Source organism: Mycobacterium venezuelense, assembly GCF_054919535.1.
This window is the reverse complement of the sequence record NZ_JBONDW010000012.1, coordinates 40,566-66,730: the sequence shown is the minus strand read 5'-3', so window position 1 is coordinate 66,730 and position 26,165 is coordinate 40,566. Positions and strand designations below refer to the sequence as shown.

Annotated in this window: 24 protein-coding genes and 1 tRNA gene; 15 read left to right on the top strand and 10 right to left on the bottom strand. The window is 66.9% G+C overall.

The window, feature by feature from the left end; all coding sequences use genetic code 11:
• The gene (locus ACRCUN_RS20135; RefSeq protein WP_462143504.1) at positions 1-1,164 is read right to left on the bottom strand and encodes a PrsW family intramembrane metalloprotease; all 1,164 of its coding nucleotides are present in this window, start codon (positions 1,162-1,164) and stop codon (positions 1-3) included.
• 207 nt (positions 1,165-1,371) lie between these two features.
• On the opposite strand from ACRCUN_RS20135, the gene rpsA reads away from it, so the two are divergent.
• The 3 genes from rpsA to ACRCUN_RS20120 all read left to right on the top strand — a co-directional run bounded on the left by rpsA (position 1,372) and on the right by ACRCUN_RS20120 (position 4,904).
• Complete coding sequence (gene rpsA, locus ACRCUN_RS20130; RefSeq protein WP_462143394.1) at positions 1,372-2,814, top strand: 30S ribosomal protein S1; 1,443 nt, start codon at positions 1,372-1,374, stop codon at positions 2,812-2,814.
• An 81-nt stretch (positions 2,815-2,895) separates the two neighbouring features.
• On the top strand, positions 2,896-4,023 hold the full coding sequence (coaE, locus tag ACRCUN_RS20125; RefSeq protein WP_462143393.1) for a dephospho-CoA kinase: 1,128 nt from the start codon (positions 2,896-2,898) through the stop codon (positions 4,021-4,023).
• 146 nt (positions 4,024-4,169) lie between these two features.
• Positions 4,170-4,904 (top strand): FadR/GntR family transcriptional regulator, encoded by a 735-nt coding sequence (locus ACRCUN_RS20120; RefSeq protein WP_462143392.1) that lies wholly within the window; start codon positions 4,170-4,172, stop codon positions 4,902-4,904.
• 11 nt (positions 4,905-4,915) lie between these two features.
• Here ACRCUN_RS20120 and ACRCUN_RS20115 read toward each other — a convergent pair whose 3' ends face one another.
• Both ACRCUN_RS20115 and ACRCUN_RS20110 read right to left on the bottom strand, forming a co-directional pair.
• Entirely contained in the window at positions 4,916-5,452 is a 537-nt protein-coding gene (locus tag ACRCUN_RS20115; protein WP_462143391.1) for a hypothetical protein, read from the bottom strand.
• Between the two features lie 11 nt (positions 5,453-5,463).
• Positions 5,464-5,970: a ribonuclease FAU-1 family protein gene (locus ACRCUN_RS20110; protein WP_462143503.1), complete on the bottom strand. Its 507-nt coding sequence runs from the start codon at positions 5,968-5,970 to the stop codon at positions 5,464-5,466.
• 67 nt (positions 5,971-6,037) lie between these two features.
• Between ACRCUN_RS20110 and uvrB the strand changes: the two genes are divergently transcribed.
• Both uvrB and ACRCUN_RS20100 read left to right on the top strand, forming a co-directional pair.
• Positions 6,038-8,209, top strand: a complete 2,172-nt coding sequence (gene uvrB, locus ACRCUN_RS20105; protein ID WP_462143390.1) for an excinuclease ABC subunit UvrB — start codon at positions 6,038-6,040, stop codon at positions 8,207-8,209.
• Positions 8,210-8,254: 45 nt separating this feature from the next.
• A complete protein-coding gene (locus ACRCUN_RS20100) occupies positions 8,255-9,655 on the top strand; it encodes an MFS transporter (protein ID WP_462143389.1) in 1,401 nt (466 codons plus the stop codon).
• Positions 9,656-9,758: 103 nt separating this feature from the next.
• On the opposite strand, the gene ACRCUN_RS20095 is transcribed toward ACRCUN_RS20100, so the two are convergent.
• Positions 9,759-10,064, bottom strand: coding sequence for a DUF1905 domain-containing protein (locus ACRCUN_RS20095; RefSeq protein WP_462143388.1), 306 nt, complete (start codon positions 10,062-10,064; stop codon positions 9,759-9,761).
• 9 nt (positions 10,065-10,073) lie between these two features.
• On the bottom strand, positions 10,074-10,805 hold the full coding sequence (locus ACRCUN_RS20090) for an MgtC/SapB family protein (protein ID WP_462143387.1): 732 nt from the start codon (positions 10,803-10,805) through the stop codon (positions 10,074-10,076).
• 88 nt (positions 10,806-10,893) lie between these two features.
• Here ACRCUN_RS20090 and ACRCUN_RS20085 point away from each other — a divergent pair, with 88 nt between their 5' ends.
• The 4 genes from ACRCUN_RS20085 (at position 10,894) to ACRCUN_RS20070 (ending at position 13,157) form a co-directional block, all read left to right on the top strand.
• Complete coding sequence (locus ACRCUN_RS20085; protein ID WP_462143386.1) at positions 10,894-11,679, top strand: DUF899 domain-containing protein; 786 nt, start codon at positions 10,894-10,896, stop codon at positions 11,677-11,679.
• A 44-nt stretch (positions 11,680-11,723) separates the two neighbouring features.
• A tRNA-Cys gene (locus tag ACRCUN_RS20080) sits at positions 11,724-11,797 on the top strand.
• Positions 11,798-11,890: 93 nt separating this feature from the next.
• Positions 11,891-12,295, top strand: a complete 405-nt coding sequence (locus tag ACRCUN_RS20075) for a nuclear transport factor 2 family protein (RefSeq protein WP_462143385.1) — start codon at positions 11,891-11,893, stop codon at positions 12,293-12,295.
• 7 nt (positions 12,296-12,302) lie between these two features.
• Positions 12,303-13,157, top strand: coding sequence for an acyl-CoA thioesterase (locus tag ACRCUN_RS20070; RefSeq protein WP_462143384.1), 855 nt, complete (start codon positions 12,303-12,305; stop codon positions 13,155-13,157).
• A 3-nt stretch (positions 13,158-13,160) separates the two neighbouring features.
• Here the strand turns inward: ACRCUN_RS20070 and ACRCUN_RS20065 are convergent, their stop codons facing one another.
• Complete coding sequence (locus ACRCUN_RS20065; RefSeq protein ID WP_462143383.1) at positions 13,161-14,651, bottom strand: glycosyltransferase family 39 protein; 1,491 nt, start codon at positions 14,649-14,651, stop codon at positions 13,161-13,163.
• A gap of 466 nt (positions 14,652-15,117) precedes the next feature.
• Between ACRCUN_RS20065 and ACRCUN_RS20060 the strand changes: the two genes are divergently transcribed.
• Positions 15,118-15,561: a universal stress protein gene (locus ACRCUN_RS20060; RefSeq protein WP_462143382.1), complete on the top strand. Its 444-nt coding sequence runs from the start codon at positions 15,118-15,120 to the stop codon at positions 15,559-15,561.
• Between the two features lie 9 nt (positions 15,562-15,570).
• On the opposite strand, the gene ACRCUN_RS20055 is transcribed toward ACRCUN_RS20060, so the two are convergent.
• Positions 15,571-16,260, bottom strand: coding sequence for an MBL fold metallo-hydrolase (locus tag ACRCUN_RS20055; RefSeq protein ID WP_462143381.1), 690 nt, complete (start codon positions 16,258-16,260; stop codon positions 15,571-15,573).
• A 73-nt stretch (positions 16,261-16,333) separates the two neighbouring features.
• On the opposite strand from ACRCUN_RS20055, the gene uvrA reads away from it, so the two are divergent.
• Positions 16,334-19,228 (top strand): excinuclease ABC subunit UvrA, encoded by a 2,895-nt coding sequence (uvrA, locus tag ACRCUN_RS20050; RefSeq protein ID WP_462143380.1) that lies wholly within the window; start codon positions 16,334-16,336, stop codon positions 19,226-19,228.
• Here uvrA and ACRCUN_RS20045 read toward each other — a convergent pair.
• Positions 19,218-20,378 carry a winged helix DNA-binding domain-containing protein gene (locus ACRCUN_RS20045; protein ID WP_462143379.1) on the bottom strand — a complete coding sequence of 387 codons (1,161 nt, stop codon included), beginning with the start codon at positions 20,376-20,378 and terminating at the stop codon, positions 19,218-19,220. The genes uvrA and ACRCUN_RS20045 overlap by 11 nt on opposite strands.
• A gap of 3 nt (positions 20,379-20,381) precedes the next feature.
• Positions 20,382-20,696 carry a hypothetical protein gene (locus ACRCUN_RS20040; RefSeq protein WP_462143378.1) on the bottom strand — a complete coding sequence of 105 codons (315 nt, stop codon included), beginning with the start codon at positions 20,694-20,696 and terminating at the stop codon, positions 20,382-20,384.
• A gap of 121 nt (positions 20,697-20,817) precedes the next feature.
• Between ACRCUN_RS20040 and ACRCUN_RS20035 the strand changes: the two genes are divergently transcribed.
• Genes ACRCUN_RS20035 through ACRCUN_RS20025 form a run of 3 tightly spaced genes read left to right on the top strand, consistent with a single transcriptional unit; the run spans position 20,818 to position 24,308 of the window.
• On the top strand, positions 20,818-21,318 hold the full coding sequence (locus tag ACRCUN_RS20035) for a lipoprotein LpqH (RefSeq protein WP_462143377.1): 501 nt from the start codon (positions 20,818-20,820) through the stop codon (positions 21,316-21,318).
• Positions 21,319-21,375: 57 nt separating this feature from the next.
• A complete protein-coding gene (locus tag ACRCUN_RS20030; RefSeq protein WP_462143376.1) occupies positions 21,376-23,109 on the top strand; it encodes a hypothetical protein in 1,734 nt (577 codons plus the stop codon).
• Positions 23,091-24,308, top strand: coding sequence for a CHAT domain-containing protein (locus ACRCUN_RS20025; protein WP_462143375.1), 1,218 nt, complete (start codon positions 23,091-23,093; stop codon positions 24,306-24,308). The genes ACRCUN_RS20030 and ACRCUN_RS20025 overlap by 19 nt, the downstream gene beginning before the upstream one ends.
• A 3-nt stretch (positions 24,309-24,311) precedes the next feature.
• Here ACRCUN_RS20025 and ACRCUN_RS20020 read toward each other — a convergent pair whose 3' ends face one another.
• Positions 24,312-24,752, bottom strand: coding sequence for a hypothetical protein (locus tag ACRCUN_RS20020; RefSeq protein WP_462143502.1), 441 nt, complete (start codon positions 24,750-24,752; stop codon positions 24,312-24,314).
• A gap of 76 nt (positions 24,753-24,828) precedes the next feature.
• On the opposite strand from ACRCUN_RS20020, the gene ACRCUN_RS20015 reads away from it, so the two are divergent.
• Complete coding sequence (locus ACRCUN_RS20015; RefSeq protein ID WP_462143374.1) at positions 24,829-26,163, top strand: hypothetical protein; 1,335 nt, start codon at positions 24,829-24,831, stop codon at positions 26,161-26,163.
• The last annotated feature ends 2 nt before the right edge of the window (positions 26,164-26,165 follow it).

The window sequence follows — 26,165 nt, the reverse complement described above, 5'->3', positions numbered from 1 at the left end:
TCAGCGCCCCGTGGCGCGGTAGTTGGCGAGCCATCCCAGGATCGGCGCCTGCGACCGGGCGGCGGCCACGGCGTGGATCTCCTCGTTCTGCAGCGCATACACCCGCGCATCGCCGAAGCCGCGGTCGATGCGGTCCCGCACGAAGGCCAGCTCGACGACCGCGGCGGCGAATCCGGCGACCGCCTTTCCCGCCGGCCGCCCGCCGGCACGGGTCGCCTGATCGATCGCGGCGCGCCGGGCGCGAAGCGATCCCAACCACGTGGCTTCGTTGGGGCTGATGAGTCCGGCGGCCACCATGCCAGGCAGTTTGGTGGCGACGATGCGCTGTTCGCGACGGCGGCTCCAGATCGCCAGTCCGATCACAAGCGCGAAGATCGGCACCATCCACACCACGTAGACGACGAAGTACGTCTCGACGCCCACCAGCGAGGAACCGTTCCACAGCCCGTGGATGAAGGCCGCCGCGAGGTAGCCGAGCAGAATGCAGATGGCTTTGGCCACGACACCGCGTCTGTGCAGTGCGAAGTACACGCCGATCGCGATCATCGTGGTGAACAGAGAGTGCGCGAACGGCGCCATGATGAGGCGCATCGCCGCGGTGACCAGCGATCCCGCCACGGAATCTGCGCTGGCGATGTACATGATGTCTTCGAGCCAGGCGAAACCGATGCCGACCATGCCGGCATAGACCAGGCAATCGGTCAGCGAGTTGAGTTCGTTGCGTCGCCGCCCGGTCATCATGATCAGCAGAAACAGCCCTTTGGCGGCCTCCTCGATCAACGGCGCCCGGATCGCGATGGAGGCGAACCCCTCCGGCAGGGCCGGATTAGGAGGAAACAGCGCATCGCCGAGCAGACTCAGCACGACCGACAGCAGAACCGCGATCGAGGCGCCCCAGCCGAAGGCCAGCAGCAGGAGCCTGGGCGGTTCGGGCTCGAAGCGGTCCAGCCACAGGTAGGCGAACACGACGCCGGTCATCGCGATGCTCGAAAGCACGAAGCCGATGATGGCGCCGACCGGGTTCAGTGCGGTGAACAGCAGGATCAATCCGCCGGTGAGGACACCGAGGATGATGATCACGGCCAGCGGGGCGCCGACCTTACGGACCGGCCTGGGCAGTGGTGCGGCTACCGGGAACCACGGTGGTGGGGCCGGGTGTTGCATCGGGGAGTACGCCACGATCGAAGGGTAGCTGCGGCGCCCCGCCGGGCAGGCGGTTTGTCCTGCGTGTACCGGGTCGAGTACCCTCGGTACGTACCTGTGTGCAGAGCTCGTCGGCGCCTCAGGTAAGCACAGCACAACCGGCGCTCGCGCCGGAGCAGCACAACATTTCTGTCCCTACGATCAAACCTGTCCGGAGCAACCCACCACATGCCAAGTCCCTCCGTCACCTCGCCGCAAGTAGCCGTCAACGACATCGGCTCGGCTGAGGACTTTCTCGCCGCCATCGACAAAACCATCAAATACTTCAACGATGGCGACATCGTCGAGGGAACCATCGTCAAGGTTGACCGTGACGAGGTCCTCCTCGACATCGGTTACAAGACCGAAGGTGTCATTCCTTCTCGCGAACTCTCCATCAAGCACGACGTCGACCCCAACGAGGTCGTTTCCGTGGGCGATGAGGTCGAGGCCCTCGTTCTCACCAAGGAGGACAAGGAAGGCCGCCTGATCCTGTCCAAGAAGCGTGCTCAGTACGAGCGCGCCTGGGGCACCATCGAGGAACTCAAGGAGAAGGACGAGGCCGTCAAGGGCACCGTCATCGAGGTCGTCAAGGGCGGCCTGATCCTCGACATCGGCCTGCGTGGCTTCCTTCCCGCGTCCCTCGTCGAGATGCGTCGTGTCCGCGATCTGCAGCCGTACATCGGCAAGGAGATCGAGGCCAAGATCATCGAGCTCGACAAGAACCGCAACAACGTGGTGCTGAGCCGCCGCGCCTGGCTGGAGCAGACCCAGTCCGAGGTGCGCAGCGAGTTCCTCAACCAGCTGCAGAAGGGCGCCATCCGCAAGGGTGTCGTGTCCTCGATCGTCAACTTCGGCGCCTTCGTCGATCTCGGCGGTGTCGACGGCCTGGTCCACGTTTCCGAGCTGTCCTGGAAGCACATCGACCATCCGTCCGAGGTTGTCCAGGTGGGCGACGAGGTCACCGTCGAGGTGCTCGACGTCGACATGGACCGCGAGCGGGTTTCGCTGTCGCTCAAGGCGACTCAGGAAGACCCGTGGCGTCACTTCGCCCGCACCCATGCGATCGGCCAGATCGTGCCGGGCAAGGTCACCAAGCTCGTGCCGTTCGGTGCGTTCGTCCGCGTCGAAGAGGGCATCGAGGGTCTGGTGCACATCTCGGAGCTGTCCGAGCGCCACGTCGAGGTCCCCGACCAGGTGGTCCAGGTCGGCGACGACGCGATGGTCAAGGTCATCGACATCGACCTGGAGCGTCGCCGCATCTCGCTGAGCCTCAAGCAGGCCAACGAGGATTACACCGACGAGTTCGACCCGTCGAAGTACGGCATGGCCGACAGCTACGACGATCAGGGCAACTACATCTTCCCCGAGGGCTTCGACGCCGAGACCAACGAATGGCTCGAGGGCTTCGACAAGCAGCGGGAAGAGTGGGAGAGCCGCTACGCCGAGGCCGAGCGCCGGCACAAGATGCACACCGCGCAGATGGAGAAGTTCGCCGCTGCCGAGGCGGAGGCCGCCAACGCTCCGGTGTCCAACGGGTCTTCGCGCTCGGAGGAGTCCACCGGTGGTGGCACGCTGGCCAGCGACGCGCAGCTCGCCGCTCTGCGGGAGAAGCTCGCAGGCAGCGCCTAACCAGAACTGTCAGTACGAGAACTCCCCGGCTCTGTGTGAGCCGGGGAGTTTTCGTTTCACCCGTACTGAGAGACTTATGCCGTGCTTCGTATTGGATTAACCGGCGGTATCGGCGCCGGGAAGTCAACCGTGTCGGCCACATTCAGCGAGTGCGGCGGGATCGTTGTCGACGGCGATGTGATCGCGAGGGAGGTCGTCGAGCCAGGCACCGAAGGCCTGGCACGGCTGGTCGAGGCGTTCGGTGAGGAGATCCTGCTGCCGGACGGCGCGCTGAATCGGCCCGCGCTCGCGGCTGTGGCGTTCAGTGACGACGAGAAACGCGCGGTGCTCAACGGCATCGTGCACCCGCTGGTCGGTCAGCGCCGCACTGAGCTGATCGAGGCCGCTCCCGGAGACGCCGTCATCGTCGAGGACATCCCGCTGCTCGTCGAATCACAGATGGCACCGCTGTTTCCGTTGGTCGTCGTCGTGCACGCCGACGTCGAAACACGGGTCAGCCGCCTCATCGAGCACCGCGGCATGCCCGAGGAGGACGCCAGGGCGCGTATCGCCGCCCAAGCGACCGACGAGCAGCGGCGTGCCGTGGCCGATGTCTGGTTGGACAACTCGGGCAGCCAGGCGGATCTCGTGGAGCGCGCAAAACAACTGTGGTTCAACCGCATCCTGCCGTTCGCCCGCAATATCCAGGCCGGCGAGCCCGTCGCCGCTCCGCTGCAGCCGGTGCCGTTCGATGCGGGCTGGGCCGGTGAGGCACGCCGCATCGTGGCCCGGTTGCAGACGGCGTGTGGACACCGGGTGGTGCGCGTCGACCATGTCGGGCTGACGGCGGTTCCGGGGCTCGACGCACCCGACGTCATCGACGTGCAAGTGACCGTTGAGTCCCTTGATGTGGCCGATGAACTGTCCGGCGCACTCCGGGCGGTCGGCTATCTGCCGCTTGCCGACGGCATCGATGCGGTCGAGTCGGACGCCCGGAGCACGGTCGCGGCGTTCGACCATTCCGATGATGCTGCGCTGTGGCGCAGCCGCCTGCACGCCTCCGCGGATCCTGGCCGGCCCACCAACGTCCATCTCAGGGTGGCGGGGTGGCCGAATCAGCAATACGCGTTGTTGTTCACCGACTGGTTGCGGGCCAACCCGGGTTCCGGCCTGGATGGCGCCTACCGGCGCGCGTGGGAGTGGGCGGACGAGACGGGCTGGCGGCCCTAGGTGGATCGATTCGCGATGGTGGAAAAGGCTCTGCGGCGTAAGGTATTTCGACTCGCGCTGGACGAACCGGGTTTTGGTCTATTGGGTAAGGCAAACGCCTCCAAGTAGCTCGTGCGGTAGTCTGTTCGCACCAGAAGGGGGCTGGCGTGGCGGTGACGAAACCGGCTTTGGTTCCGGTCCGGCAGATCCCGGCCCATGAGTTGGTCCTCGATCAGATGCGACGTGCTTTGGAACTTGGGCAGTTTCGGCCCGGTGACCGTCTACCGACTGAGCGGGAACTCGCGGACATACTCGACGTCTCTCGGACGACCGTACGCACCGCGGTGGCCGTGCTCGAACGCGAAGGGCTGATCGGTGTACGGCGTGGACGTGGCGGTGGGTTCACCGTGCAGGCGCCTCAATTCGATCCGGTCGAGATGCGCCGCGAAATGCGTCGCAACAAGCGAGCCGTGCGCGACGCGTTCGATTACCGTGTCGTCGTCGAAACCGGTGCCGCCAGGCTTGCCGCCGAGCGGCGCCGTGCGGCGGATCTGATTGAGCTACGCAAGCTGCTCACCGGTATGAACGCGGCATTGCAAACGGCGCTCGACGATCAGTCGGCCAGGCACACAACGGATTTCCAGACACTGGACTCGGCCTTCCATCTCGGTATCGCTCAAGCTGCACAGAACGACCAGTTGCTTGATGCGGTTGCCGATGCGCGCAGGCGAATGTGGCTGCCGGTCGGTGCGATCTTCGGGCGGCTGGAACCGAACGCAAACGACTTCCACGAGTCCATTCTCGAGGCGATCGAGAACAATGCACCGGACCTCGCTGCCGCCCGTATGGAGGCGCACATAAACGACACCCGGCGCACGGTCGAGTCCTGGATGAAGCGCTGACGCGCGGTGTTCTAAGCGGCGGGCGGCGCCGGCACAGCGGGGTCAACCGGCGCTGCCGGGATGACGGGAGCCGTGCCGAGGACATCCACGCTGGCACCGCACGGCAGAGTCCCATAGCCGGGGTCGTTGTTCGGGCGGGTCAGCCGTGGTGCAACCCAGCTGTCTGCCTGGGCGACGATTTGGTCGTCGACCAGGATCTCGCAATGCAGGTTGGCCGAGTACGGCCAGTCGATGCGCACGGTCATGCCGGCCAGCTGCGGGTCGGACACGACCCCGGTGGCCTCGAACGTCCGGCCCGGCAGCATCGTCGGATCGGCGGTGTTGACCTGGCTGTCATCGATCTTGTAGGTGATCTGCGCGTTGCGGGAGACCCCGTCGATCCTCGCCTTGTAGGTGACGTTGTGCAGTTGCTGATCCGGTTGGGGTTCGACCTCGGGCTGAGGTGGCATCTCGGGTTCGGCCAGCGCCGTGGCGGGAACCAACTGTGCGCCGGACAGCAGCCCTGCCAGCACAGCAGCCACCGCCCACGCGTACTTAGTTGACCTCATGAATCTCGACCTTACCGCCCTTGCCACGTGAGGGCCATGCCGTTGCCAGCAAGCCACCGGTCGAGGTCGTAGCCGTGGCGGGCCAGCCCGTCGACGGTCGCCGTGGCAGTCTGCACGGCGTGCTCGGCGGTCTCCGGCGTCAACAAGCCGTGCCGAACCGCCGTCAGCAGCTCATCGACATCGCACAGTTCGACCCCGATCCCGGTGCGCAGCACCAGGTCAAGGTAGTGGTCCTCGGAGTGCCAGGCGCTTGCCCCTGCCGTGAACCGGCCGACGTCGAGGTAGTAGTCCTGGTCTCGTTCGTGACCGGGACTGAAATGGAAGATGCTGGCCCGCAGCCCGAGCGACGGCAGCAGCCAGGATTCCAGATAGTGGAACTGAGCCCGCCCCGGCGTCGGCCGCGCCATGTACAGACCCCACGGCTCGACGGTGTAGACGTCGACGGCCCGCACGATCCCCTTCGGATCCGTATTCGTGCGGTCGACCAGGTTGAATGTCTCGTGTTTGGGCGCGTGGATGGCGTCAGCCTACGCGGTCGGCGAACACATCAGGAACTTGTCGGTGCGCAGTTCTACCCTGGTGAACATGGCTTTCGCTACCGAACATCCCGTGCTCGCGCATTCGGAGTACCGGCCAGCTGTCGATGCCGTAGACGGTCTCGTCCGTACCGGCGGCCGGTTCGAGGTGGTCAGCCAGTATCAGCCGGCCGGTGATCAGCCGGCGGCCATCGACGAGCTCGAACGCCGGATCAAGGCGGGGGAGCGCGATGTCGTGCTGCTGGGTGCCACTGGCACCGGCAAGTCGGCCACCACGGCCTGGCTCATCGAGCGGCTGCAACGGCCCACGCTGTTGATGGCGCCGAACAAGACGCTGGCCGCGCAGCTCGCGAACGAATTGCGCGAGATGTTGCCGCACAATGCGGTCGAGTACTTCGTCTCGTACTACGACTACTACCAGCCCGAGGCGTACATCGCGCAGACCGATACCTACATCGAGAAGGACAGCTCGATCAATGACGACGTCGAGCGCCTGCGTCACTCGGCCACGTCGAGCCTTTTGTCCCGGCGCGATGTCGTCGTGGTCGCATCGGTGTCGTGCATCTACGGCCTCGGTACCCCGCAGTCGTACCTGGACCGCTCGGTCGAGCTGAACGTCGGTGACGAGGTGCCGCGCGACGGTCTGCTCCGGCTGCTGGTTGACGTGCAGTACAACCGCAACGACACCGCGTTCACCCGCGGCACGTTCCGGGTCCGCGGCGACACCGTCGAGATCATCCCGTCCTATGAGGAGCTCGCCGTGCGGATCGAGTTCTTCGGCGACGAGATCGAGGCGCTCTACTACCTGCACCCGCTGACCGGTGACGTGGTCCGCCAGGTGGATTCGCTGCGCATCTTTCCCGCGACTCACTATGTGGCCGGGCCGGAGCGCATGGCCCACGCGATCTCCACCATCGAGCAGGAGCTGGAGGAGCGGTTGGCCGAACTGGAGGGCCAGGGCAAGCTGCTCGAGGCCCAGCGGTTGCGCATGCGCACCAACTACGACGTGGAGATGATGCGCCAGGTCGGGTTCTGCTCCGGCATCGAGAACTACTCGCGCCACATCGACGGACGCCCGGCAGGTTCGGCTCCGGCGACCCTGCTGGACTACTTCCCCGAGGACTTCCTGCTGGTGATCGACGAGTCGCACGTGACGGTGCCGCAGATCGGCGGCATGTACGAGGGCGACATGTCGCGCAAGCGCAACCTGGTCGATTTCGGTTTCCGGCTGCCTTCCGCGGTCGACAACCGGCCGCTGACCTGGGAGGAATTCGCGGATCGCATCGGTCAGACGGTGTATCTGTCGGCGACCCCTGGCCGCTATGAGCTCGCGCAGACAGGCGGCGAGTTCGTCGAACAGGTCATCCGCCCGACCGGCCTGGTCGACCCGAAGATCGTCGTGAAGCCGACGAAGGGCCAGATCGACGACCTGATCGGGGAGATCCGCAAGCGCGCCGAAGCCGACGAGCGCGTCCTGGTCACGACGCTCACCAAGAAGATGGCCGAGGACCTCACCGATTACCTGCTGGAACTCGGCATCAAGGTGCGCTACCTGCACTCGGAGGTCGACACGTTGCGACGGGTCGAGTTGCTGCGCCAGCTGCGCCTCGGTGAATACGACGTGCTGGTCGGTATCAACCTGCTGCGTGAGGGTCTGGACCTGCCCGAGGTGTCGTTGGTGTCGATCCTCGACGCCGACAAGGAGGGCTTCCTGCGCGATGCCCGCAGCCTGATCCAGACCACGGGTCGTGCGGCGCGCAACGTGTCGGGCGAAGTCCACATGTACGCCGACAAGATCACCGACTCGATGCGTGAGGCCATCGACGAGACCGAACGACGCCGGGCCAAGCAGATCGCGTACAACAAGGCCAACGGCATCGACCCGAAACCGTTGCGCAAGAAGATCGCCGACATCCTCGATCAGGTCTACCGCGAGGCCGACGACAGTGAGACCGTCGAGATCGGCGGTTCCGGGCGGAACGCATCTCGCGGTCGTCGCGCCCAGGGTGCACCGGGGCGGGCGGTCAGTGGCGGCATCGTCGAGGGCCGCGACACCACGAACATGCCGCGGGCCGAACTCGCCGACCTGATCAAGGATCTGACCGAACAGATGATGACGGCAGCGCGTGATCTGCAGTTCGAGTTGGCGGCCCGTATCCGTGACGAGATCGCTGATTTGAAGAAGGAACTGCGCGGTATGGACGCGGCGGGGCTCAAATAGGTCGTCCTTGACCTCAACGGCGGTTGAGGATCTAGCGTCAGCGGCGTGACGGACACTGCGCCGACGGCGACAATTGGGGCGAGCGGAACCTGGCGCCACTTGCTGGGGCCCCGGAATCTCGGGGCGTCGACCGTCCTGGCCGGCGGCGTGTTGTTGTACGCCACCAACGAGTTTCTGACCATCAGTCTGTTGCCGAGCGCTGTCGCCGACATCGGCGGCCAACGGTTCTACGCCTGGGTGACGACCGTCTATCTCGTAGCTTCGGTGATCGCCGCGACGACCGTGCACTCGGTGTTGATGCGGATAGGCCCGCGGCTCGCGTACCTGTCGGCGCTAACGGTGTTCGGCGTCGGCAGCCTGGGTTGTGCGCTCGCGCCGAGCATGCAGATTCTGCTCACCGGTCGCACGGTGCAGGGGTTCGCGGGCGGCCTGTTGGCCGGGCTCGGCTATGCCGTCATCAACACCGCACTGCCAAACGCGTTGTGGACCAAGGCATCTGCCCTGGTGTCGGCGATGTGGGGGGTCGGCACGCTTGTCGGCCCGGCCGCTGGCGGACTGTTCGCCCAGTACGGGCATTGGCGGTGGGCGTTCGGTGTGCTCGTGATCCTCACGGTCGCGATGGCCGTGCTGGTTCCGATCGCGCTGCCGGGGCGTGGCGGGGCCGGGACCGATACTCCGGGGATACCGGTTGCGTCCCTCGCGCTGCTGGGCTCCGCCGCCATGGCCGTCAGTGTGGCCGGCATACCGCACGATGCGCGGGCCACCGCCGCCCTGCTCGCACTGGGGATCGCGCTCGTGGTCGTCTTCGTGTTCGTGGACCGGCGAATGACGGCATCCGTGTTGCCGCCCAGCACATTTGGTCGAGGGCCGCTCAAGTGGATCTATCTCACGCTGGGCGTGCTGATGGCCGCGACCATGGTCGACATGTATGTGCCGTTGTTCGGGCAACGTCTCGCACACCTGACGCCGGTGGTGGCCGGGTTCTTCGGCGCGGTGCTGTCGGTCGGTTGGACGGTCGGTGAGATCGCGAGCGCATCGGTGCAGAAGCACCGGGTCATCGTGCGGACGGTGGCGATCGCGCCGCTCGTGATGGCGGTCGGCCTGACGGCCGGCGCGACACTGGTCCGCAACGGCATGCCCGCCTGGCTCGTCGTGCTGTGGGCGCTCGGCTTGCTCGTGACGGGCGCGGGCATCGGCATCGCCTGGCCTCACCTGTCGGCGTGGGCCATGAGCGGCGTCGACGATCCCGCCGAAGGGCCCGCCGCGGCAGCGGCCATCAACACCGTGCAACTCATCTGCGGGGCGTTCGGAGCTGGATTGGCCGGTGTCGTCGTCAACCTCACCGCCGCCGGCGACGCATCGGCGGCCCGGTGGCTGTTCGGCGCTTTCGCAGTGCTCGCAACCGTCGGCGCAATCGCATCATTCCGTTCTGGCCGTCCCCGCTAGCACCGCGAGCGTGCGTGTCTGCTGGGCGAAACGCCGTGAACTAGCGGCATTTTGCGCACGCTCGTCAACGTAAAGCCTGAAACCGACTGTCAACCAGCCTGAGTCAGTCCTCGGCGACCTCGGCACGATCGGTGTCGAGCGTCAATTCGACGTGCACAGTGTCGCCGTGAGACTTCCCGAGCGTATCTTGGATCTCCTTGCGCACGCCGAGGATGTGCCTGCCGCCGTAGGGGGCCAACGATCCGGTGTAGTCAACCGTGTCGTCGAAACGCACGTGAACCGGTACCCGCGCGCGAACACCGAAGAGTTCGACCGGACTGAACGGAAAGGCGACGTAAGCGCCTGGGCGGTCAGGCTTTTCGATCACCGCGTCGAATGAGATCGGACCGGGGTTGCGATACGTGACCATGGGTGTCTCTCAGTCCGGGTCTTCGTCGAGTTGGTGGATTGCCGTGATACCGTCGATCGCGGCGAGGACCGTCGGTGCGTTGAGGATGCCGCTGCCCGACAACGTCAGCACCACACCGGAGCGACCCCCGGTGCCGAGCGGCTCACCGGGCGCATCGGCGGCCAGATCGGTCAGCTGCCACTGACGGCGGTCGCACGCCTGCAGGAGTTCGCGCATCACACCACGTCCCTCCTCGTAGGTGACGTGCATACGCACCGATCCGCTGAGTCGGGCCGCGAGCCGCCGGGCCAGTGGCATGAACCCCAGGACGATCACAAAGTGCATCACGGTCACCGTGCAAGCAAGCAACAGCAGGCCGGCACCGGCGGCCATGCCGATCGCGGCCGACTCCCAGACTGCGGCCGCAGTCGTCAGCCCGTGCACCGAGCCGCGGCGGAAGATGATGATGCCTGCCCCGAGAAAACCTATGCCGGAGACGATCTGGGCGGCGACACGGGACGGATCCACCACCACGGTGCCTTCCGCCAGCACATCGCTGAACCCGTACTTGCTGACGAGCAGGATCAGCGCGGCCGCGGTGCCCACGATCGTCTGCGTACGCAGGCCGGCGCTCTTGCCCTGAACCTCCCGTTCGAGGCCGATCAGCGCGGTCAACCCGAACGCGACGAACAATTCGATCAACTGTCGGGTGCCCTGTCCCGGTCCGCCGAAGAAGGGCGCGTCGGCCAGCCAGAGGTCCATGCCGAACAAATTAGCGCGGATGCGATGACTTTCGGGTGCTGAGCGGGTCGATATCGGTGAGGCGATTTTCCGACGAGGAGTGATGCTCATGTCTGCACAACCCACCGCATATCCCGACGTCGCCACGCGCGACGACTGGCTTGCCGCCCGCAAGAAACTGTTGGCCCGCGAGCGCGAAGTCACCCACCTGCGCGATGCCGTCAACGCCGAACGACGCCGGCTGCCCATGGTGAAGGTCGAAAAGGACTATGTCTTCGAAGGTCCGGATGGCGAGGTCCGGTTGCTCGACATGTTCGAGGGACGCAGCCAGCTCTACATCCACCACTTCATGTGGATCGACGCCAACGATGCCGGCTGCCCGAGCTGCACCGCCGCGGCCGATCTCACATTCACCGAACAGGACCGGGCGTTGCTGCACGCCAAAGACGTCACGTTCGCATGCGTGTCGCGTGCGCCGTACGCGAGCATCGCCCGCTACCGCGACCAGCATGGCTGGACCTTCCCGTGGTACTCGTCGCGCGACGGCGACTTCACGTACGACTATCACGTGACGCTCGATCCGGCCCGGGCGCCGGTCGAGTACAACTACATGTCCCTCGGCGACCTGCATGCCGCCGGCTTCAGCGATGACGATTTGCACGGTGACTGGCCGGGTGCGAGCGTCTTCCTCCGGCGCGGCGACGAGGTGTTCCACACCTATTCGGCCTACGCGCGGGGTCTCGACCACTCGTCCGTGGGTTACCCGTTCCTCGACCTGACGCCATATGGCCGTCAGGAGCCATGGGAGGACTCGCCGGCCGGATGGCCGCAGGGCGGAATCGCCGCGGGCATGCCCGTTGCCGGTCCGTCCGAGGGATGCGATCACCACGATTGAAAACCTGGGCCGGTGCCAACCGCCCTGGCACAGTCTGTTGTGACGCGGGTGTGGCTGAGTGGCTAGGCACCGGCCTGCAAAGCCGTTTACACGGGTTCGAATCCCGTCACTCGCTCCAGCACGTCTGCGCCGCCCCGTGCGCAAAGAAGTATGCACCGGGCGGCGTGGACGGTTCGCCGCATCCCGTCGTCGAACTGGTTAGCATCACGGCGTGACCGGCAGTGATCCCATGGCTGCGGTGCGCCGTTACGTCGACGCTTTCAACAACGGAGACGCCGAGGAACAGGTGGCCGCATGCCACGACACGATGCAGATTCTTGACGGGATGTCGCCGCATGTATGGCAGGGCCCGACAGCCGCCCAGGACTGGTGGCGAGACGTGCTTGCCGAGGGCGAGCACTTGGGGGCCTCCGGGTACCGCATAACGCTCGCCGAGCCAACGCATGTCGACGTGACGGCCGACTACGCCTATGTGGTCGTGCCCGCGACCATGACGTTCGACCTTCGGGGGCAACACGTGACACAGAGGGATTCCGTCTTCACGGTTTCGCTGCGCCGAGTCGGCACCGTTTGGCGTCTCACCGCATGGGCATGGGCAAAGGGGCACCGCGCATAATGCTGCGGTGCCCCTGCCGCAGTTAGCCGACATCCTGGCCACACTCGACCTTGCCGGCTCCGGCGACAACACGTTCGTCGCCACGCAACTCGACAATGCCAATCACCACATCGTCGGCGGCCACATCGCCGCGCAGGCGCTCATGGCGGCAAGTCGCACGGCACCCGGACGGCTGCCGCACAGCGTCCACGTGTATCTGTTGCGGGCGGGTGACGCGCGCTATCCGGTCGACATGGAGGTCGTGAACCTGCGCGACGGCGGCGCGCTGTCGACGCGGCAGGTGCGGGCTCAGCAGGGCGGTGAGGTGTTGTTGGAAGCCCTTGTCTCGCTGACTGCCCCGGTGGACGCGATGGACTATCACCAGCCGTTGCCCGATGTGCCCGCCCCCGAGGCGCTTCCCGCGGTCGAGGATCAGCTGCGCGCCTATGCCGACGAGCATCACGGGTTCTGGGTGCGCCCGCAGTGGATCGCGCGACGGTATGTCGATGCCCCGCCGCGGCTGGCCATGGACATGCCCGACCCGCCGCAGCACACCCGGATGTGGTGGCGGCCAATGGAACCCGTCACCGACGATCCGCTCATCAACTGCTGTCTGCTCACCTATGTCACCGGTACCACGATGCTCGAAACCTCGGTGACGATGCGGCGCACCACGCAGATCGACTCGTTCTCGGCACTCATCGACCATGCGGTGTGGTTCCACCGCCCCGCCGACCTGTCCGATTGGGTGTTGTCCGATCAGGTGTCGCCCAGCGGGATCGGTGGCCGTGGGCTCGCCACCGGCATGATGTACAACCGCGCGGGGCAGCTTGTGTGCACGGCGACGCAAGAGATCTACTTCGGCCGTGACCGGCGCGGCTGACGCCTACCGGGTCGATTTCACCACCTGGGCGAAGCTGAATTGCCAACGCTCCACGATGTGAAAGCCGAACCCTTCCGGCACTTGGTAGACCGGTGCCCGCTTGAGCCGGGGCCCCGGATCGAGCGCCTCACCGCTCTGCCGGTCGGGCACCGACGGATCGCGTTCGGACACCGTCCACAGCACCGTGCACTGACGAACCTGTTCGGCAACACCTCGGATGCCGAGGTGGGCGTCCCACAGCCGATTTCGGTCGACGGCTGTTCGTCCGCGGCCCGGATCGACGAGTTGGGCGTAGGCGGCGGGCCGGGCCGCGGTGATGGGCCGGATGGGTCCGGGCTTCCAACTTGCGGTGTTGTCGAGTATCAGGCAGTCACCGGGGGAGGAGTGGGCGGTGATGACGTCGGCGACCTGGCTGTAGTCCATGCCCTCCTTGGCATACGGCCCGCGCTGTACCCCCAGGTAATTGGGTGTCGCAGCGAGCGCGAACAGCGCGAGTACGGCGGTGATCCATTCCCTGCTTCGGGCAACCGCCACGACGCAGGCGGCGAGCAGAAGCGCTGCGGCCGGAGCGGTGAAGGAGAGGTAGCGCGGATAGTAAAGCGGTTGCGCGACAGCCGAATAGGCGAGTAGAACCGCGGTGGGTGCGACAACCCACACTGCGGCGATCACCGCCAACTGCCTGCTTCCGGTATCCGCCACCCGCAATCGCCGGATCAGCAACGGCGCGATCAGGACGGCCGCGGCCAGCAGCGCGAACGCCACACTGCGGTCGAAATACTGTTCCAGTGCCACCTCGGCGAAGGTGTGGGAGCCCAGCGGAGAGATCCAACCGACCTGAAAACTCTGGGAGCGGCACCACAGGATGAACGGTGTCACGGCCAGCACCGCCGGAACCGTCGCGGCGAGCCACGGCGCAACGGCACGGCGCGACAGCAGAACCACGGCGGCGGCATGGGGCAGCACGATCAGAACGACGAAGATGTTCAGCAGCGTCGAGAGGGCAAGCGCCGCACCGTATACCGCCCACAGCGTGCCGCGGCGCATCCGGATGGCGGTGATGAGAAGCACTGTCAGCCACACCGCGGCCAGTGCGGTCCACGCGTACGAGCGGGCCTCGATGCCGGCCCAGGTGACCCTCGGCAGGATCGCGAACAGTATTCCGGCGCAGACCGATAGCGTGCGGCTGGAGAACTGCCGCCCGAGTATCACGACACCGGCCGTGGCTCCGCCGATCGCCAGGCAGCTGGAGAGCCGTGACCAGAACTCGGTGACGGGGAAGATCGAGAACCACCCGTGCATGCCCAGGTAGTACAGGCCGTGCACGGCATCGATGTTGCCGACCAGCGCCCAGAGTTCGGGCACGGGCCGCGTGGCCGCCGAGATCGTGGCGGCCTCGTCGAACCACAGGGACGGTCTCGCCGCGCCCGCCGCGCTCAGTGCGATGGCGAACATCGCGACCGGTATGGCGTCGAAACGGCCGGCGCGTTGCCGCACGCCGAGGCCGGTGGCGCGCGCAGTGTTGAACGACAGATCTGCGTGAATGGCCGTTTACCTCCCCCCAAGACGGCAAAACCGTAACCCGAAGACATGCCATCTGCGTGAAGAGGTGATCGTGAGGCGTACCGTGGCACATCGCCAGCAGATTGCCAGCACGGCCGCGAGCTCTCGTCCGGTTGCGAAAAGTGGTCTGTCTGTGTGCTTTTGGCGTATAGCCATGAGCCCGGTCACTTCTACGTCGGCGGTGGACGTCGGCAACTCGGCCCGGCGCGGCGTCGGCTGTGTCACGGTCGGCACCGATTTGCGGCGAGCTGTGGTTAACATCAGTGCCGATAAACGTCACCGAGACGGATGCCCGACCGATTTGTGAGCTGCACGTACGGGTGTCGTGATTTGCGCCCCTGTCCAGCGGGTAGGGGTTACTGTCTCGGGTGGCGTTGGAACTGACAGTGGGAGGATATGGATGAGCGCCTATCGAACCGTGGTGGTCGGTACGGACGGGTCTGATTCGTCACTGCGTGCGGTGGACCGTGCCGGTCAGATTGCCGCCGGGTCGAACGCGAAGCTGATCGTTGCGACGGCGTACTTCCCCCAAAGCGAAGACCAGCGTGCTGCCGACGTGCTCAAGGACGAGGGCTACAAGATGGCGGGCAACGCTCCCATCTACGCCATCCTGCGCGAGGCCACCGACCGGGCGAAGGCCGCAGGTGCCACCGATATCGAGGAGCGCCCGATCGTCGGCGCCCCCGTGGATGCGCTCGTCGAATTGGCCGACGACGTCAAGGCCGATCTGTTGGTCGTCGGCAATGTCGGCCTGAGCACGATCGCCGGCCGCCTGCTGGGGTCGGTGCCCGCGAACGTGGCCCGTCGGTCGAAGACCGACGTGCTCATCGTCCACACGAGCTAGCGCGGCGTCCTACCAGCCGCGTTCGCGCCATTCGGGCAAGTTGGGGCGCTCGGCGCCAAGCGACGTGTCGTCGCCGTGGCCGGGATAGACGACCGTGCTGTCGTCATAGACGTCGAACACCTTGGCGGTCACATCGCCGAGGAGCCGTTCGAAGTCGCCCGGCTGCCACGTCTTGCCGACCCCGCCGGGGAACAGGCAGTCGCCGGTGAACAGGTGAGTGGCTCCGGTGTCGTCAGCGCCCGACAGGGCCAGCGCCACCGAGCCGGGCGTGTGCCCGCGCAGGTGGATGACGTCCAGGGACAAGTCGCCGATACGGATGGTGTCGCCGTCGGCGAGGATGCGGTCCGGCGGCACCGGCAGCGGCTCGGCATCGAGTTGGTGGGCCGCGGTCGGCGCACCTGTGCTTTTTGCCACTGTTTCCAGCGCCTGCCAGTGGTCGAAATGCTGGTGGGTTGTCACGATCAACGACAGCTTGGGCGCGTGCTGTTCGATGAGCGCCAGCAGGGTGTCGGCGTCGTTGGCCGCGTCGATCAACAGCGTTTCGCCGGTTGACGTGCAGGTCACCAGGTAGCAGTCGTTGTCCATCGGACCCACCGACACCTTGATGATCGAGGCGTTGGCGAGGGTGCGCCGCGCAGCGGTTCCCGGATCCACATGACCGGTGTAGGTGTCGTCGACCGTGATGTTGGTGGGGGTCATATCGCCACCGTATCGGGCTTGTCGGTGCCCGCACATAGCATGGGTGTGAAGTCTGTTCGTGGAAAGGAACCGGGTGTCTGAACGCCTGATCATCAAGGGTGCGCGGGAACACAACCTGCGCGGAGTCGACCTCGACCTGCCCCGGGACTCCTTGATCGTGTTCACCGGCTTGTCCGGCTCCGGCAAATCGTCGCTGGCCTTCGACACGATCTTCGCCGAGGGCCAGCGACGCTACGTCGAGTCGCTTTCGGCGTACGCGCGGCAGTTCCTCGGCCAGATGGACAAGCCCGACGTCGACTTCATCGAAGGGCTGTCCCCGGCCGTCTCGATCGACCAGAAGTCCACCAACCGCAACCCGCGTTCGACGGTCGGCACCATCACCGAGGTCTACGACTACCTGCGTCTGCTCTACGCCCGCGCGGGCACCCCGCACTGCCCGGTCTGTGGCGAGCGGATCGCCCGGCAGACCCCGCAGCAGATCGTCGACCAGGTGCTGGCGATGGACGAGGGGCTCCGGTTCCAGGTGCTGGCCCCGGTCGTGCGCACCCGCAAGGGCGAGTTCGTCGATCTGTTCGACAAGCTCAACACCCAGGGCTACAGCCGTGTCCGGGTCGACGGAGTGGTGCACCCGCTGACCGATCCGCCCAAGCTCAAGAAGCAGGAGAAGCACGACATCGAGGTGGTCATCGACCGGTTGACGGTCAAGGCCACCGCCAAGCAGCGGCTCACCGATTCGGTGGAGACGGCGCTGAACCTCGCTGACGGCATCGTGGTGCTCGAGTTCGTCGACCGTGAGGACGACCATCCGCATCGCGAGCAGCGGTTCTCCGAGAAGCTGGCGTGCCCGAACGGCCACCATCTCGCAGTCGACGACCTCGAACCGCGCTCGTTCTCGTTCAACTCGCCCTACGGCGCCTGCCCCGAGTGCACGGGCCTCGGTATCCGCAAAGAGGTCGACCCCGATCTGGTGGTCCCCGATCCGGAGCTCACGCTGGCCGAGGGGGCCATCGCGCCGTGGGCGGTGGGGCAGAGTGCCGAGTACTTCACCCGCATGCTGTCGGGCCTGGGTGACCAGATGGGCTTCGACATCGACACCCCGTGGAAGAAGCTGACGGCCAAGGCGCGCAAGGCCATCCTGGAAGGCTCCGACCATCAGGTGCACGTCCGTTACAAGAACCGGTACGGCCGTACCCGGTCGTATTACGCCGATTTCGAAGGCGTCATGGCGTTCCTACAGCGCCGCATGGAGCAGACCGACTCGGAGCAGATGAAGGAACGCTACGAGGGCTTCATGCGTGACATCCCGTGCCCGGAATGCGACGGCACGAGGCTCAAGCCGGAGATCCTCGCGGTGACGCTCGCCGCAGGCGACTACGGGGACAAGTCCATCGCGCAGGTGGCCGAACTCTCCATCGCCGATTGTGCCGACTTCCTCAATGCCCTCACGCTCGGGCATCGTGAGCAGGCCATTGCGGGCCAGGTCCTCAAGGAGATCCAGTCCCGGCTCGGGTTCCTGCTCGACGTCGGCCTGGACTACCTGTCGCTGTCCCGGGCGGCGGCCACCCTGTCGGGCGGTGAGGCGCAACGGATCCGGCTCGCCACCCAGATCGGCTCGGGCCTGGTCGGGGTGCTCTACGTGCTCGACGAACCATCGATCGGCCTGCATCAGCGCGACAACCGCAGGCTCATCGACACCCTGGTGCGGCTGCGCGACCTCGGCAACACGCTGATCGTCGTCGAGCACGACCTCGACACCATCGCGCATGCGGACTGGGTCGTCGACATCGGCCCCGCGGCCGGTGAGCACGGCGGCCGGATTGTGCACAGCGGACCGTACGACGAGTTGCTCCGCAATCCCGAATCGCTCACCGGCGCTTACCTTTCCGGCAAAGAGAGCATCGAGGTTCCAGCAATCCGCCGGCCGACGGACCGTCGTCGTCAGGTCACGGTCGTCGGAGCCCGGGAGAACAATCTCCGCGAGATCGATGTGGCGTTCCCGCTGGGCGTGCTGACGTCGGTGACCGGTGTCTCGGGCTCGGGCAAGTCGACGCTCGTGAACGACATCCTGGCGTCGGTGCTGGCCAACAAGCTCAACGGTGCCCGCCTGGTGCCTGGTCGGCACACCCGCGTCAACGGGCTCGACCAGCTCGACAAACTGGTCCGCGTCGACCAGTCGCCCATCGGCCGCACCCCGCGGTCCAACCCGGCCACCTACACCGGGGTGTTCGACAAGATCCGTTCGCTGTTCGCGGCCACGACCGAGGCCAAGGTGCGCGGCTATCAGCCGGGCCGGTTCTCGTTCAACGTCAAGGGCGGCCGCTGCGAGGCCTGCTCGGGTGACGGCACCATCAAGATCGAGATGAACTTCCTGCCCGACGTGTATGTGCCGTGCGAGGTGTGCCATGGCGCGCGCTACAACCGCGAGACGCTCGAGGTGCACTACAAGGGCAAGACCATCTCCGAGGTGCTCGACATGTCGATCGAGGACGCCACGGAGTTCTTCGAACCGATCAGCTCGATCCACCGCTATCTCAAGACCCTGGTGGACGTCGGGCTGGGCTACGTGCGGTTGGGGCAGCCGGCGCCGACGCTGTCGGGCGGTGAGGCGCAACGCGTCAAGCTGGCCGCCGAGCTGCAGAAGCGATCGACCGGCCGCACGATCTACATCCTCGACGAGCCCACGACCGGTCTGCACTTCGAAGACATCCGCAAGCTGCTCAAGGTGATCAACGGCCTTGTGGACAAAGGCAATACGGTGATCGTCATCGAGCACAACCTCGACGTCATCAAGACTTCGGACTGGATCGTCGACATGGGGCCCGAGGGCGGGGCCGGCGGTGGCACCGTGGTGGCACAGGGCACGCCAGAGGATGTCGCGGCCAACCCCGACAGTTACACCGGCAAGTTCCTCGCTGAGCTGCTCGACGTGCCGTCACCGCGGCGCAAGCGGCGCAAGGTCAGCGCTTAGACACCGGAGACGGAAAGCGCGGGTTGACGCGCGCCGCGGCCAGCCATTCCGTGAGCTCGTCGGCTTTGCGCTGCAACGCCCTGCTCATCGCGCTGCCCGTCTCTTCGAGCAGGCACAGCACGACCCGCCCGTTCTCGTCCTGGCGCCAGCCGCCGACGATGCGGCCGTCGCACCACACCGTCGGGCCGGCATTGCCGTTGGTGTCGAACACCTGGCTGCGGTGTGGGCCGACATACCAGTCGCGGTCGAACCATCCCATGGTGGTGACGTCCAAACCGGGGAGCAGGGCACACCACGGGCCGGGATCCGGGTCGTCGTCGAGATCATCGGACAGCACATAGCCGGGGGTTCCCGCTAGATCGACCTCGACCGCCCCGAGGTCGCGCAGCGCGCTGCGGGCCCAGGTCAGGGTGTTGCCGAACCACCATTTGATGTCGGTTACGGTGGCCGGCCCGAACGCGGCCAGCCAGCGCCGCACCAACTCGGTGCGCGCCTCGTCCCCGGGTACCGGCCCCGGTTTACCGTCCAGCCAATCCGCGGTGATGGTCCAGCGCGGCCGCGAGACCGTCCATGCGCCGTCGTTGGGCCCCCGCACAATCTCGCCTTGGACTCCGAGCACGGTCAAAACCCTTGGCCCGAGCGGTATCTCACCACCCCACCGCTTGCCGGGAGCGGGGTCGTGGCTGCCGGACAATTCCGGGAGCGCCGCACGCAACTCCTTGGCGCTCGTCGGCCCGTGCTCCTGGAGGTGACGCAATACCGCCGCGCATGCCGAGCTCACCCATCGCGCGCCGTCCGGTGCGACACCGGACTTCTCGACGTCACCGATCAGCTTGCGAAGTTCGTTGCCGGCGACCCGGTCGCTGGCGCCGGCCTGGATCGCGGCGAGGTCGTGCGTGTGCACCATCCAGAGCGTGCGTCGCATCGCGAGGTGTTTGACGACCGTGCGGCGCTCATACAGCTCGGTGTCGAGGTCGGCGACCGCGAAGCCGGGCAGCCGAGCCCACAGCGACAGGTATGGCGTTGCCGGGTCGGTGGAATGCAGCCCGACCAGACTCGCGGCCGTGCCCGCGATCGAATCGGCAGGCGCCGTCAGGAAATGGCGCCGAGCCAACCGCGCCCGCCGCTCGGCGACAGTGAAAGTTCGCACTGCTCAGTGCTTGTCGCTGTCGTCGTCCCGCATGGACTGCCGGATCTGCTCCAGGCGCTCGGCCGCGGCCCGTTGCCTGGCCTCGTACTGCTCTTCGACTGCGCGGCCCTCCGCAGTCTCGCCCGCGAGCTCCGACGCCCCGATCGAGGTGCCGTAACGGGTTTCGATCTTCTCCCGCACGGACTCGAAGGTCGGCACACCGGCCGCCGTGTAACCGGTCTCCGACGGCTGCGGTGTTGGCGTGGCCGCGGGTGGGACGACCTCGCCCTCGACGACGGGTTCGTCAGGTTCAGCGGGCTGCTCGGGCTGCTCCGTCATGAATTCACCGTACCCGCGGCGACCGACATTTCTTGGGATCGGTAGCCGCCGGCCCCGCATTGACTGAGGGCACGACGGAGCCATCGGGGCGACGCGGAACACGAAGTGGAGGACGGGGAAGATGAATCGAGTTATCGCAGGCGCCATGGGACTGCTCGCGACCGGCGCGGTGCTGGTGGGCTGCTCGGACGACAAAGCTGAGCCGACGGCTTCCGGTGGCGACAAGCCGGTGGCGGCCGCGGGTGCTTCGGACGTCAAAACCGGCGGCAAGACCCAGGTCAAGGTGGACGGGAAGGACTTGGCCGGGCTCGACGTCAACTCGGTGACCTGTGTCAAGCAGGGCGGCAAGATCAACGTCGCGAGCGCCGCGATAGGTGGTCAGCAGGGGCTCGGGGTCGTCATGACCGACGAAGCGACGCCGAAGGTCGAGTCGCTGGGCCTGGTGTACGACGGCAGTGCGCTGGCGGTCAGCGAGAACATGGGCGTCAAGGTCGGCTCGGCCGAGGTCAAGGCCGACGGCGACACCTACACGATCACCGGCGAAGCTTCCGGCGCCGACATGAAAAACCCGATGGCCGGGATGATCAACAAGCCGTTCACCATCACGGTGACCTGCAGCTGACCCATCCCGACGGCGGCGGGCATCCGGGGGATGCCCGCCGCTTCCTATGATGCGACCGTGACGATCGTCGGGGAGCTGGACCGCGCTCGTCACCTCGCGTTGGCCGGCGACGAGGACGCGGCGCGCGACCTGCTGGTCGGGCTCCTGCCGCAGATCGAACGCGCCGACCGCGACGACTACGCACTCGAGGTGTTCGCCCAGCTGGGTGAGATCTATCTCGTGCGCAGTGCCCATGACGGTGTGGTCGAGAGCATCCGGCGAATCCGCGACTGTCTGGCGATCTACACCGCGATCCGGTCCGGGCGGATGCCAGAAGCCGCGGCTCAGGTGACGATGACCGATGCCGAGCTCGATCACATGATCTGCCGATACACGCGCCGGGCCGACTTCCTCGCCGCCGGACTCGCCGCGGCACAGGGTGATCATGACGGCGCCGCAACGCATTTGGCCGCGCTGATCGGGGCCGACGTCGGTTTCGAGGATCTCGACCCCGAGTACCGGCGGCTGGTCTGCCATGGCCGCACGCTGGTGGCCGCAGGGCTGTGCGATGACGATCTGTACGCGCGGTCCGTCCCGCTGTGGGACGAGGTGCTCGCCGACATCGATCGGCCGGGCGACGGCACGGCCGAGACCGATCACCTGTTCGTCTCCGGGGCGTTGGGCTACGCGCGGTTCTGTGTCGAGTCCGGACGGCTGGACGAGGCCCAGCCGTGGCTGCGTCGCGCCGGTGCTCGGGCCGAAGCCCGTGGCTGGCAACTGGCCGCCGCGCGTAGTCAACTGGAACGGGCCGCGGCGTGTTGGTCGTCGGGCGAATACGCCGAGACTCAACGGCTCGTCACCGAGGCGTACCCGGTCATCGCCGCTCACGCCAGGGCGCACGACGTATCCCGAAGCTGGCTGTATTTCGGGCTGATCCGCGTGGGCGTTGGCGCGTTGCAGGAAGCCGATCAGTGCTGGGAGCACGCCGAGAGACACTGGCGCGAGCTGGGCAAGCCGCTGCACATCCATCGGATATTGCTGCAACGCAGCTGGATCGCGATCTTCCGCGGCGCCTTCGAAGAAGCCAGAGACATGGTGGGCCAGGCCAGGGAATGGCTCGACGCGTCGCCCCGGCACAGTTGGCTGCAATACGCCCGGCTGGACTCGCACCTCGGAAACATCTGGCGCGCCGAGGCGCTCGCGGAAATGGGATTCGACGGGCTGGGCGAGCCAGGGCAGGACTGGCATCAGGTCGAGGCCAGGCATGCCGCCGGGACCGCTTACTTCAGCTGCGAGCCCGGCAGTCCCGAGTATGAGAGTGCCATGGTCAAGCTCGAACGCGCCGCCGATCTGAAGGTTCCCGCGGCGCTCGCAGTCGATTCCCTCCGCTACACGATCGCCGACGCCGGGGCCCGCATGCGTTGGGCGAGCAGCGTATCCGCGCCGATGCTGGCCGGTGCGTTCGCGGTGGCCTGGGAGTCCGACAACATCGAGCTGCTCTGCGAACTGGTCGAGTACCACAGTGCGCGAGGAACTTTCACCACGGAAGCTGCCCCGCAGCACGTCAGCGACTGGACCGCCACCGCCACCGCGGCGGTTCCGCTCGAAGCGGAGCTGGCACCTGAACTCGCGATCGCGGCAGCAGCCCCGGCACCGGTCGGCAGCAGTGTGCTGACCCGGCTCGGACCGTTGCCGCCGTTGCGGATGGACCCGGATAGCGCGCCCATTCTGAGCCGGTACCGCGAACTGGCTTCGCAACGCTACGGCCGCGAGGTCACCGCACCAGGGACCGAATGGACGACGTGGCCGTGACTCAGACCCTGGTGCTGCGGTTCGCCGACGTCGGAATCGCGACATATGCCACTCTGCGGGTCGTGGGGGAGCCGCAGCGCTCGGTCACCTGGGTGATCGAGGAGCCGTATCTGCAGGCGGCCTGCGACGCGCTGGACGCCGCGCTACCCGACCCCGGTGACTCCGAGACGCCCGCACAAGCCATCCAACGGGCCGTGGCATCTGGGCCGTTCGCCACTCCAGATGACGAACTCAACCTCGCCCGCACGCTCGGCGCCCAGCTGATCGGCATGGCCGGCTGGCAGCTGCTGGCCGACTGCGTGGCATCGCCGCGAGCGGTGTTGTTCGTGACGCCCAGTCCGCGCCTCGGCCGGGTGCCGTGGGGACAGTTGGCCATGCCGGGTCCCGACGGTTTCCGGTTGATGGAGTTGGCGGACGTACTGATGGCGGTGCCGCCGAACATCGTGCATGCGCCACGGCAGCCGGCGCGCTGGTCCGAGCGCCGCGACCGCCCGGCGGTCCTGGTTCTCGACCCGCGGATCCCCGGACAGCGGCCGGACTCCGCGCTGGGTTCGGTGTTGGGCCGGCCGTCGCCGCAGACTCCACTGGCGCGCCATTTCGGTGGTCTTGTAGGCGACCAGGCGCTGCCGGCCGTCGCGGATCCCGTGGAACTGTTCCGGCGCACCGACACCGACCGGGGCTGGCTGGCGGAGGCATGTGCGCAGGCCCCGGCGCGGCTGCTCTATGTCGGACATGCCAGCGCCGCCGAGCACGATGCGGGCCACGCCGACCGTGCCGCGCTACACCTCGCCGAAAGCCGTCCACTCACCGCGGGTGACATCATGTCCGCGCAACTGCCTGTCCCGCCGCGTGTGGGTCTACTGGCCTGCGCGTCCGGCGGGGACTACCGGTTCGATGAGGCCACCGGCCTGGTCGCGGCGCTGATCCTCGGCGGTGCGCAGTTGGTCACCGCGACCCTGTGGTCGCTGCCGACTACTACCGGCTACCGTCAATTCACCACCAGCCCAACGGATTCGGCTGTCGATCCGATGGCCGACACCGTCGCGGGCGTCGATCTGGCGCACCGCGAAGACGATGCGGGGCTCGCGGTGAACCGCTGGCAACGCGCGCAGCTGCGGCGCTGGCGCGCCGGAGACGCCACCGCGAGCCCGCTGTACTGGGCGGCGCTGGTCACGTTCGCCGTCGACGGCGCCCGGTGACAGTCAGCCCGGCGACACGCACACCGCGATGGAGCTCTCGTCGCCGGGCCGGAAATACGCGTCGATCACGCTGCCCGGCGTCAGCTTCCGCAATGACGATGCCGGTATCAACGCGGTCTGGTGGGCGGGAAACTGTCCGCCGCCGGGTCGGCTCACCATGAGGTCCAGCTCGACCTCGCGGAAATCCTCCAGGGTCGCGCCGGTGGGACGCATACCGGTGACGACGCCGCGGGATCGGATTCCGTTACGTATCAACGCGAGCTGCGTGCTCGTCAGTAAACCCTTGCGGATCAGCATGTGGTCGAACTCGGCCACGAGCTCCTCGATCGTGGCCAGGCGCTCGGTGGCCTCGTCGTCGGGGCGCGCGCAACGGGCGCGGCGCGCGGCGGCGAGCATGGCACTGGCGGCTCCGCCGCACAGCAAGCACAGGACGGCGATCATCATGGCGTCGGTCATGCGACGAGCATCGGGCCGGGTGCGAGCTACCGAACCCAAGTTGGGCCGCTCTATCCTGGTGCCGGTGAGCACCGGTTCCGATACAGCGTCCGCCGGCGCGACGGATCGGGTGAACTCCGCCCGGCCGCGTCGTGCGGTGATCGACCGGGCTTGGCGCGCGATCGGCGCCGGCGTCGAGGTGCTCAGCGGCGACGACGGCGGCCCGTTACGCCGGACCGTCAAGCGGATCATCGACCCGCTGGTGCTGCGGCTGCGCAGCAACACCCAGTACTCGGCGGCGGTGCTCGGCCCCGAAGTGGCCGACGCGATGCACGCGACCATCGTGGGACACGCGGCCCAATTGCGTGCCGCGGCCGCGTGGTTCGTTCTCCTCAAGCAGGAGCGACGGCGTCAGCGCATCACCACCGGCAACGCCCAGGAACTCTATTTTCCGGTGTGTTTCGAGCTTGCGGTCACCGACGGCACCCCGGCCGCTGACGCATCGCAAACCGCGGCTGCCGTGCTCGCCGACATCCACGGCGGCCGCGACCGAACCGCGATCGAGGTGCTGAACCGATACGTTAGCGATCCGCACGTCGTCGCGAAGCTGCGGCGCCAACTCGAGCGCAGCTGGATCGATGTGCAGCCGACGCCCGCCATCACCAGCCCGTTCTTCGCCGGACTCGCAACGGTGCTCGGCCCGGCCGACAGCCACCGCGCCGCGATGGCGCGCCAGCGGGTGTGGTCGGCCCTGGTCGCCGACGCCACCCCGTACAACCTCGGTGCGACGGCACGCGATTCGGTCACCGGACTGCCGTGGTCGATCGTCGACGTCGGGTTGTGTTCGATTGCGCCGCAACAGCCCCCGGTCATCGACGGGGCGACGGATGGCGACCGGCCGCTGGACCGCAGCGTGGTCGATCGGGTGCGTGCGACCCTGCGGCGGGCGCTCGACCGCGACGAGTTGCCCGACGTTCCGCTGCTGTGCGCCGAGGAGGTAGACCGGGCCTGCGCCCCGTGGGGCCTGCTGGCCGAGGACAAGCAGGCGGGGCTGCTCACCGGCATCGAGGTCGCGGCCGACCTGCAGCCGTTGGCGACGAACGTTGCCGCCCGATACGAGCTGTCCGCGCGTATCCAGGCGCGACTGGCCAAGGAGGCCTACGTCCTTCACGCGCGTCGCTATCTCGCCGACGGCGGTCCGATCCACCCGCGCCAGCGGCAGGTGGTCGACGACCTCGCCGCGTTCGCGCGGCCCTATCTTGGCCGGTTGTGGGCCAGGTTGCACGGCCGCGACGTCTGGCAGGAATCCTGCGAGGACGTCGACGACATGCGATCCCTGCTGGAAGGGGTGGCGAGATCGGTGAGCCTCGACCACCGGCAGCGCATCAAGTCGATGCTGGAAATGCAGGTGGCCGGATGACT